This is a genomic window from Pseudovibrio exalbescens (genome assembly GCF_028737195.1).
GTDB lineage: Bacteria > Pseudomonadota > Alphaproteobacteria > Rhizobiales > Stappiaceae > Pseudovibrio > Pseudovibrio zosterae.
Window position 1 is genome coordinate 1,094,737 of record NZ_JAQZAJ010000001.1, and the last position, 9,313, is coordinate 1,104,049.

5 protein-coding genes, 1 tRNA gene and 1 pseudogene are annotated in these 9,313 nt (G+C 50.3%); 4 read left to right on the plus strand and 3 right to left on the minus strand.

The window, feature by feature from the left end:
• Positions 1-288: 288 nt before the first annotated feature.
• Together PUV47_RS19885 and PUV47_RS05095 are read right to left on the minus strand one after the other, a co-directional pair.
• Positions 289-792, minus strand: a pseudogene (locus PUV47_RS19885) (SMP-30/gluconolactonase/LRE family protein); the annotation flags it as partial.
• 215 nt (positions 793-1,007) lie between these two features.
• Positions 1,008-1,835 (minus strand): 3-keto-5-aminohexanoate cleavage protein, encoded by an 828-nt coding sequence (locus PUV47_RS05095; RefSeq protein ID WP_274217395.1) that lies wholly within the window; start codon positions 1,833-1,835, stop codon positions 1,008-1,010.
• 534 nt (positions 1,836-2,369) lie between these two features.
• Between PUV47_RS05095 and katG the strand changes: the two genes are divergently transcribed.
• The 4 genes from katG (at position 2,370) to PUV47_RS05115 (ending at position 8,873) form a co-directional block, all read left to right on the plus strand.
• Positions 2,370-4,541, plus strand: coding sequence for a catalase/peroxidase HPI (katG, locus tag PUV47_RS05100; RefSeq protein WP_274217396.1), 2,172 nt, complete (start codon positions 2,370-2,372; stop codon positions 4,539-4,541).
• A 462-nt stretch (positions 4,542-5,003) separates the two neighbouring features.
• Complete coding sequence (locus PUV47_RS05105) at positions 5,004-6,263, plus strand: AAA family ATPase (protein ID WP_274217397.1); 1,260 nt, start codon at positions 5,004-5,006, stop codon at positions 6,261-6,263.
• Positions 6,264-6,351: 88 nt separating this feature from the next.
• Positions 6,352-7,242: a hypothetical protein gene (locus PUV47_RS05110; RefSeq protein ID WP_274217398.1), complete on the plus strand. Its 891-nt coding sequence runs from the start codon at positions 6,352-6,354 to the stop codon at positions 7,240-7,242.
• Complete coding sequence (locus tag PUV47_RS05115) at positions 7,239-8,873, plus strand: DUF262 domain-containing protein (RefSeq protein WP_274217399.1); 1,635 nt, start codon at positions 7,239-7,241, stop codon at positions 8,871-8,873. Before PUV47_RS05110 ends, PUV47_RS05115 begins: the two co-directional genes overlap by 4 nt.
• A 108-nt stretch (positions 8,874-8,981) precedes the next feature.
• Here PUV47_RS05115 and PUV47_RS05120 read toward each other — a convergent pair.
• Positions 8,982-9,058: transfer RNA gene (locus PUV47_RS05120), tRNA-Met, on the minus strand.
• Positions 9,059-9,313: the final 255 nt, after the last annotated feature.

Below are 9,313 nucleotides of genomic sequence, written 5' to 3' on the forward strand. Positions count from 1 at the left end.
GATGAAGCTCATTTGATTGGTGCGATTAACAGCGGCAGTAATGCCCTCTGGCCCGGCGATGATACCATCAATGCCTTCCAACAGATCGCAGTTGGTTTCGTTTACTGGAGCTACATGGCTGGGCTTTCCATCTTCAATGGCGACACGCAGCACCTGTGCCCGGTCGGTTACCGCCACATAGAGCGCGCCATCCGGACCAAAATCCAGTCCGTTGGCCCCAATGCCATACCCAACTTCGTCCGGCGCACAGACTTCCGGGTCGCCCTTAAGAAGCGGGTGTTCCAACCACTTCGTTGTAGATCCATCTTCTGACACGGCCCAAATCACACCGGCAATGGAATCTGTAACCAGCGCAGTACCATCATTTTGCCAGGTGAAGTCATTCGGGAATCCCATCCCCTCAGCCGAGGCGTGCAAGGTTGCTTCGCCGCCTTCTGCGCCAACGCGGTAGATACCTGTGGTGACGCCTTCGGCAAATGAGGCCAGCCCTGCCCAAAGAGACCCGTCCTGGGCAAAGGTCAGACCAGTCAAAAAGCCCGCCCCTTCCGGCAAGGATGGATAGGTCGCGAACTCGGTCAGTTCGCCTTCAGCCAGACGCAACACGCTCTGCTTGGTCGCAAGGCCGAGGAAGGCATCTGTGCCGCGCAAGGCCAGCCCCTCTGGAAGCTCATTCGCAGCAGGGTCCAATTTGGTGACGAACTCGGTCTCTGCGGCTTGCGCAGAGAAGGCGCTCAGTGCGAACAGTGATACAGCGGTCAGTGTGGTGCCCAGTTTCATTGCATTCTTCCTCATTGCATTAGAGCGGTTTCAGCCGCGCTCTGTCGTTTGGAGATGTTTGTTGCAATGAACCTAGCCGGGCGAATTAATCAGATAAATCGTGAATTGACGGAATGATATTCTGCTTTTTCCGATGAATTAAACCGGAAAGATACCGGTGAGTTTATCTCACCGGCACCGCAACTTAACGAAACAACAATTAGTCAGCCTCGCCGTGCTTGATAACCGCCTCAAGCAGCAAGACCAAGAAGCTCGCGGGCCTGTTGTGGTGTTGCTACCGGGCGCTCATAGCGTTCACAGATTTCAACTGCGCGTTTGACTAGCGCTGCATTGGACTTGGCCAATGTGTCCTTGTCGATGCGCACATTGTCTTCCAGCCCCGTGCGGGCATGTCCGCCAGCGGCAATCGACCACTCATTGAGGACAATCTGGTTGGGTCCAATACCGGCCGCACACCACTGTGCAGTTGGCATCAGCCGCTCAACGGTCTTCACATAAAAGTCGAAGACCTCCTTGTCGGCTGGCATGGCGTTTTTCACGCCCATCACGAACTGTATATATATGTCGCCCGGAATCCGGCCATCCTTGTTCATGATCGCAGCTTGATGAATGTGGCTGAGATCAAACGCTTCGATCTCCGGCTTCACGCCATAGGTGCGCATTTCTGAGGCCAGCCAATCCACCAGCTCCGGTGGGTTCTCATAGACGCGGGTTGGGAAGTTGTTTGAGCCGACGGAGAGTGATGCCATGTCCGGCCGAAGTGGTAACATGCCCCCACGCTCCCGGCCTGCACCAGAACGACCGCCCGTGGAGAACTGAATGATCATACCCGGACAATGTTTCTCAAGCCCCTCCTTGAGGCGTGCAAACTTTTCCGGGTCAGAGCTCGGCGTTTCGTCGTCATTGCGCACATGGGCGTGACAGATGGCAGCTCCAGCCTCGAATGCCTGCTGCGTGCTCTCGATCTGCTCACTCACCGTAATTGGCAGTGCTGGATTGTTGGCCTTTCGCGGCACGGATCCGGTAATAGCAACGCAAATGATACAAGGTTTCGACATGCAACACCTTTTTAACGGGGCGCCTAACACCGCATTCGTGCAAGGCCAAATTCAGTTTCGACTTCCAGTCGCACAGACCTTCCCAAGCTGCTGTGCAGCCTCTGCTTAAACTTGATTCCTAACGATCCGAGCTAAGCCTGTTCCATGCAGGAAGTTGGTTTCTTAATCCTGTTGCCATCATGCCTATTGCCGTAAAGGGTCGTCAATTCTTCGAAAGCACTTTCTGGTTGCCTTCGTACTCCAACGCCACAACCTTAAGTCACCGCTGGGCCTCGACATGGCAAACAGAGAGAGGCGGAAGGCCACGACGGGATCTGGCAACGCGTTCAACCCCGATATCGGGTCCAAATGCTTCGTAGTTTCAGGGGCATGTCAGCAATAAGGTTTGCTTATCTACTCCATCAGAAAATGCAAATTCTTTTTATTCGGCAACGGTGCTAGGTTAAAAAACGTAGGGGCACCTATGTCGTTTGGCATCTGGCCGCAACGAACACATGCCCTTTCAGAGATCGCACAAACGATATTGAGGGAGCCATGAATACCAACCCAAAAATTTCCGCAGGCAAATGCCCTGTCATGCATGGTGGCAACACGGCGAGTGAAAAGTCCGTTATGGACTGGTGGCCCAACGCGCTGAAACTCGGGATCTTGCACCAGCATGATACCAAGACCAATCCCATGGGCGAGGACTTTGACTACCGTGAGGAGGTCAAGACCCTCGACTACGAAGCGGTGATGGACGACCTCAAGGCCTTGATGACCGACAGCCAGGACTGGTGGCCAGCTGACTGGGGGCACTATGGCGGCCTGATGATCCGCATGGCATGGCACTCCGCAGGCTCCTATCGCTCCTCCGATGGTCGCGGCGGTGGCAATACCGGCAACCAGCGCTTTGCGCCGTTGAACTCATGGCCGGACAACGTCAATCTGGACAAGGCACGCCGTCTGTTGTGGCCAATCAAGAAAAAGTACGGCAACAAGCTGAGCTGGGCGGATCTGATGATCCTGGCGGGCAACATGGCCTATGAATCCATGGGCCTGAAGACCTTCGGGTTCGGTTTTGGCCGCGCCGATATCTGGCACCCGGAAGAAGACGTTTATTGGGGTTCCGAAAAAGAATGGCTGGGCCGAGATCGCTATGACAGCGATGCGGACCCGCAGTCGTTGGAAAACCCGCTTGCTGCGGTACAGATGGGCCTCATCTATGTGAATCCCGAAGGGGTTGGCGGCCAGCCAGACCCATTGAAGACAGCGCTTGAAATCCGCGAGACCTTCGCGCGCATGGGCATGAACGACGAAGAAACCGTCGCGCTGACGGCCGGTGGTCATACGGTAGGCAAGGCACATGGCAACGGCGATGCCAGCAAGTTGGGCCCAGAGCCAGAAGCGGCCGATGTCTTCGATCAGGGTTTGGGCTGGACCAACACCGGCAGCCGTGGGATTGGCCGCGATACCGTTTCGAGCGGTATTGAAGGTGCATGGACCACACATCCGACCAAGTGGGACAACGGCTATTTCTATCTGCTGTTCACTTACGATTGGGAGCTGACGAAGAGCCCGGCAGGAGCGTGGATCTGGCATCCGATCAACATCAAGGAGGAAGACAAGCCGGTCGACGTGGAAGACCCTTCCATCCGCTTGAGCCCAATGATGACTGATGCAGACATGGCGATGATCAAGGACCCGATCTATCGCGAGATCTCCAAGAAGTTCTATGAGAACCCGGATCTGTTGTCTGAGACCTTTGCCCGTGCCTGGTTCAAGCTCACCCACCGCGATATGGGCCCCAAGGCGCGCTACATTGGTCCTTATGTTCCCAAAGGAGACCTGATCTGGCAGGACCCGATTCCAGCAGGAAACACCTCTTATGACGTGGCAGCTGTGAAGCAGAAGATCGCCGCAAGCGGCCTGTCGTTGCAGGATATGGTGTGCACCGCCTGGGACAGTGCCCGCACCTACCGTGGCTCTGACATGCGCGGCGGAGCCAATGGTGCCCGTTTACGCCTTGCGCCCCAAAAGGATTGGGAGGGCAACGAGCCAGATCGGCTGGACCGTGTTCTTTCCGTCTTGGAAGGCATTGCCGTCGACACCGGTGCCAGCGTCGCTGACGTGATCGTTCTGGCAGGCAATGTCGGTGTCGAACAAGCGGCCAAGGCGGCTGGCTTTGACGTTGAAGTTCCGTTCCATCCCGGACGCGGCGACGCCACACAGGAACAGACCGATGTTGAGAGCTTTGCTGTTCTGGAACCCATCCATGATGGCTATCGCAACTGGCTGAAAAAAGACTATGCCGTAAGCGCCGAAGAGCTTTTGCTCGATCGCACCCAGCTCATGGGCCTGACAGCAAAAGAAATGACGGCCCTTGTGGGCGGCATGCGTGTCATGGGAACCAACCACGCAGGCACCAAGCATGGGGTGTTTACCGACAAGGTTGGCGCGCTGACAACGGACTTTTTCGTCAACTTGACCGACATGGCCAACGCATGGGTTCCAGTTGACGGCACCACCTATGAGATCCGTGACCGGAAGAGCGGCGCGGCCAAGTGGACGGCAAGCCGAGTGGATCTGGTGTTCGGCTCCAACTCCATCCTGCGCTCCTATGCCGAGGTCTACGCGCAAGATGACAACAAAGAGAAGTTCGTGAAGGACTTTGTCGCCGCCTGGACCAAGGTCATGAATGCGGACCGTTTTGACCTCTTGAACTAACTCAAAACACACTCAACACGAGACCGGCCTGCCCTACATCAGGGCAGGCTTTTTTGCTGGTAGTGTCAAGATGTCCGGGCCGCATATGGAAAGCGAACCGATACGATTTTACGCCACCACAACCCAAAAACAGCTCGGCTGAGCAATTAAATAGGCTGAATTCTGAGCAACAACTATCATAAAAGCAAAAGACACGATTACATCAATGATTACAGAGAGGTACACAGCGTGGACCCCAAAAATGCATCTATAGGTGCATGGGGTGTGAAACGTTGAGGGACAAATACATTTACGCTTTAATTCGCACTTTCCCACTACCACAACTCATGCGTTAAGCTATATTGGATAGCATGTCAGATGAGCTCAAATCATTTAAGAATTTGGAGTTTCATCTGCGTACGCAGCTAGTCGGGATGCTGATACGTTTTGCAAGTAGCCGTTAGCACATCGAGAGAATAGCGCATGGAACAACTAGTAAAATTCAGCCTTGAGAAGTACAAGGCATATTTTAAAAAGGCAGAATTCACTATTCGGCCTCTCACCTTATTCTACGGTTACAACAGTTCAGGGAAGAGTGCTGCAATTAGGTTCCTACAACTTTTGGCAGACACGACCGATAACGGTACAGTTGGTCCATTTAACCTAAGATCAGAAGCATTACGAGGTGCGACATTTTCAAGTTTAATTTCAAAACACTCTTCTTCTCCAAATGTTCGCATTGGGCTTGGGTTCCGATCCTGTGATTTTCAGTTTACGATTAGAAATATGCCTGAATTACAGGTTCAAATTGTCGAACAGCTAAGTGTTCAACTGAGCAATGGGGCTAAAGCCAGTTTCGAGTGGGAGGATTGGAACAATGACGCACTCCAGCCGACCTCCTTCTACACCTTCTCTGCGAATAGCGAAAAAAAGAGAGTGGAAATTCGCTTTGAGGGGTTAACCCCTGTCGAGTACCCCGACAAAGCAGAGCAATATCTTTCCCTATTGCCTTCGGCAATGAGAAACTTTGCAAAGCAGTTTTACAGCCTATCGCCAAACTGCGTGTTGCCCGAAAGATACGAGCTAGATAAAGGCCTAACACGAAAAATCTCTCGCAACAGCGACGGCTTGACCTCATTGCTCCAAGCCGCTTCACAAGATGTAATCGAAGACATCTCCAGCTGGTATCAAAAAGCAACAGGATATGGCTTCCGCCGACAGAAAATCACCATTGGAGACCAAAGTGGATATCGCTTTACCCTCCACCCGTATAACAACGATAAATTGGATATTGACATTGTTGATACTGGGGAGGGGATGGGACAGGTGCTCCCCGTAGTGAGTCTACTGAAATTAGCAAAAGCAGGTTTTCTCGGAACGGCTCCGACCTTCGCATTTGAACATCCTGAACTCCATATTCACCCAGACGCGCATTCGCACTTAGCCAATCTGTTTTGTGAGACGGTAACCTCGAACCCTAAACCTAGAATACTCGTCGAGACCCATTCTGAGAACTTACTATTGGGCGTCCAAATCGCAATTGCACAAGGCAAAATGGATCCCGCTGACGTAGCGCTTCATTGGATTCGGGGAGGCGAAAATGGAGCTCAACCTGAGCTGATTGAATTCGATAAGCTAGCCAGACCGATCGAAGACAATTGGCCGATTGATATTTTTAGGAAGAACACCGAGTTGGCTCGAAAACTCTTTGAGGAAAGAAAGGGCAATCCAATTGCGTTTTGATTTATATGATAGCTGCTTTTCACAGAAAAAAAATACTGCATATCTCATTGTAATATCTAACATTGTTCTAAGGGGGCGCCATAGAATTGTGCTTCTGGACCAAGAAGGGCCAAATTACATAACTTGGTTTAAGAGACAATCCAGCGAAATAAAGGAAGAATGGCAAACATCCCTTGATCATAGTATAGAATCCGAAGCTCTTGAGCCAGCCAAGTTTCCAATCGCGGTCCGCGATGACTCGCCAGAGAACACCCAAACCTCGCCCCCTACTGTTCATTTGGAGACAGCGGTTAGACTTGCCAATAATCCCTATAGAATATTCTTAGAAAACGATGGTTCTGATCGCGACTTTGTATTCACCTATTCGAATCAACAACAACTAAAAAAGCTTCGGACACTTGAAAAAGAGGGTTTATTGCGATTTGAAAACTGCGGCGGGATTACTGAATTACCCAGGAAAATTCAACAATATGTAGCCAAACACCCTTTGAATTCCATCAATGCCTCTGCCGTATTCGATTGCGATGCCTCTGCTCCAAACCAACCTTCACCGCAATCTAATGCTGCTACCGCAGCATGCACGGAAGCAGGTGTAGAGAAATTCAGACTTAACCGGAGGGCAATCGAAAACTATCTGCATCCAAGTTGGCTCAATACTTGGGTCAATGAAAACAGAACTAGAAAGGCACGTAAACTAGGGCTCTACAAAGCGTTTTGCGGATTATCTCGTGATCAAAAGGCTCACTTTCACATGAAGGACGGCTTATCAAAAGATAAGGAAGCAATAGCTCAAAATACATTAACCCTTTACAATAATGTTTCCCAAGAGAACCGAAGAAAATTGAACTCAGGTTTTGGCGCGCGAATTGCTGAACTTTATGCCAAAGATTGGATTCAAGAAAAAGATCATTTTACCCATGGTGATACGTGGACTGAAGTAAACGGCATCGTCACAAGGATATTGGCACTCTCCAGATGAGCAAACCTAATTACCATAGCGACCCTCACATTTCATATCTGAGCCAACTCCTCGAAGAAGTCAAAAAGGGGATGATTCAAGTTCCCCGGTTTCAGCGGCCTCTAGTGTGGACTTGGGAACAGCGGCTCGAACTTTTTCGAAGCATCAGGGATGGAATACCAATGGGCGCAATTATGGTGTGGCGCACAGATGACCTACGACTCGAATGTTATGAGAACTTAGGGCCACATCGTCTTGCCTCACCCTCATCAGCTGGTCAGTACCTGTTAGATGGAGTTCAGCGTCTCTCAACGCTCCTAGGCGCTTTGTCAGTAGTAGATGACAATACGGACAACGAGTTTGACGACGGATTCGACGACCTTCCACCTTCAGAAGATTTTAGGGTTTTTTTCGATTTTTCAAAGGATGACTTCGTCAAAGCTGATGAGTTAGAGAACACACAACTTCGGAATGCTTTACCAATGCACCTAGTATTTGACAGCGTGGGTATGTTGCGTTTCCAGAGGAATGTTTCAGGTTCGGATGATGAAGTAAACAACATAATTCATCGATCTGAAGATTTAATAAAGGCATTTCGGGAATATAAAGTTCCAGTAATTCCCATCGTTACCAATGATATTGAAATGGCGACGCGAACATTCCAGCGTATCAATAGTCAAGGTAAACCGATGAGTGAAGCTCATATGATTCATGCACTTAGCTGGAATTCTGGTTTCAACTTAAATGCTCGAATTAAAGAAGCGAAAATCGAACATTTATCTGATATTACATGGTCAAATATTGATGATGATATTATCTTAAAGGCTTGCAAGCTCGCCATGGGCTTCGGTATTTACACAAAAAATGCTGATGAAATAGGAAACTCCTTTAAGACAAACCCTAGTATTGTACATGATGTCGTTGGCGGACTCCGCCTTGCTGCCGAATTTCTAAAAGAGCATTGCAAAATTCCTAGCCCGACTTGGCTTCCATATTCGCTTCAATTGGTAATTCTTACGGAAATATTCCGGGAAAGAGTGAATATATCTGATGTTTCGAAAACAAAGCTAACGTCGTGGTTTTGGACAACAACATATGGTGAATACTTCGCAGGAATGTCTGGCGATCGCTTCCAACGTACACTTGATGACCTAACCAATGGAATTGATCATGACCAGTGGCACCTAACAGAGTTTAAACCTTATGAAATTCGCCGGCAACCAGCTAGCTATGACTTCCGATCAGTACGTGCCAAGGCCCACGGCCTCAGACTCGCAGAAAGAGTAAATCAAACTACCAAAACGCCAAGAGGTACCGAACTTATCACAGAGTACGGTAGAGATTGCATTGCCCAGCTCCTGCCAAGGATCGATTCTCCAAAGAAAATGTACTCCAGTTACGCAAACAGGTTCCTTATCAACCCGACTAAACTTTCGACATTCAAAGAGAGATTTCTGACAGGGGATCTAGAGGCACGTCACCAAGACGCTTTCTTTCTAACCCCCGAAATGATGAATGATCTAGTTTTTGGGCTACATCAATCATTCGTTTCAAGACGTTCTGAAATGTTTAGAATCGATGAAATTGATTTCTGTCGCCCACATCTAGAGCTATTTCACATAAATGTCGACAAAGTATCTAGCCCCCAATAACACCGTGCTAGCATTATTTTGCTTACACCCTGCATACCGGCTTTTTTGGGCAAACCTGGCCCTAGAACGAAAAAACCCGCCAACTCTATGAGTTAGCGGGTTAATCTTTGGTTGCGGGGGTAGGATTTGAACCTACGACCTTCAGGTTATGAGCCTGACGAGCTACCGGGCTGCTCCACCCCGCGTTAAACTTGTGTTTTGGGCTTTTGTTTTGCCCAGCCGGGCGTTGGCGTTGCCCGGTCTTTTCAGTTTGCCCGTCCTCAGGCCAGTGGCCTTGCGGGCGATGCGGGGCTGTTCCACCCCGCGATAAACTTGTGTTTTGGGCTTTTGTCGTGCCCAGCCGGGCGTTGGCGTTGCCCGGTCTTTTCAGTTTGCCCGTCCTCAGGCCAGTGGCCTTGCGGGCGATGCGGGGCTGCTCCACCCCGCGATAAACTCTTAGC

Excerpts from the sequence above, each read along its gene's own strand:
- PUV47_RS05095 (WP_274217395.1), bottom strand. The coding sequence starts at position 1,835 with ATGTCGAAACCTTGTATCATTTGCGTTGCTATTACCGGATCCGTGCCG.
- katG (WP_274217396.1), top strand. The coding sequence starts at position 2,370 with ATGAATACCAACCCAAAAATTTCCGCAGGCAAATGCCCTGTCATGCAT.
- PUV47_RS05105 (WP_274217397.1), top strand. The coding sequence starts at position 5,004 with ATGGAACAACTAGTAAAATTCAGCCTTGAGAAGTACAAGGCATATTTT.
- PUV47_RS05115 (WP_274217399.1), top strand. The coding sequence starts at position 7,239 with ATGAGCAAACCTAATTACCATAGCGACCCTCACATTTCATATCTGAGC.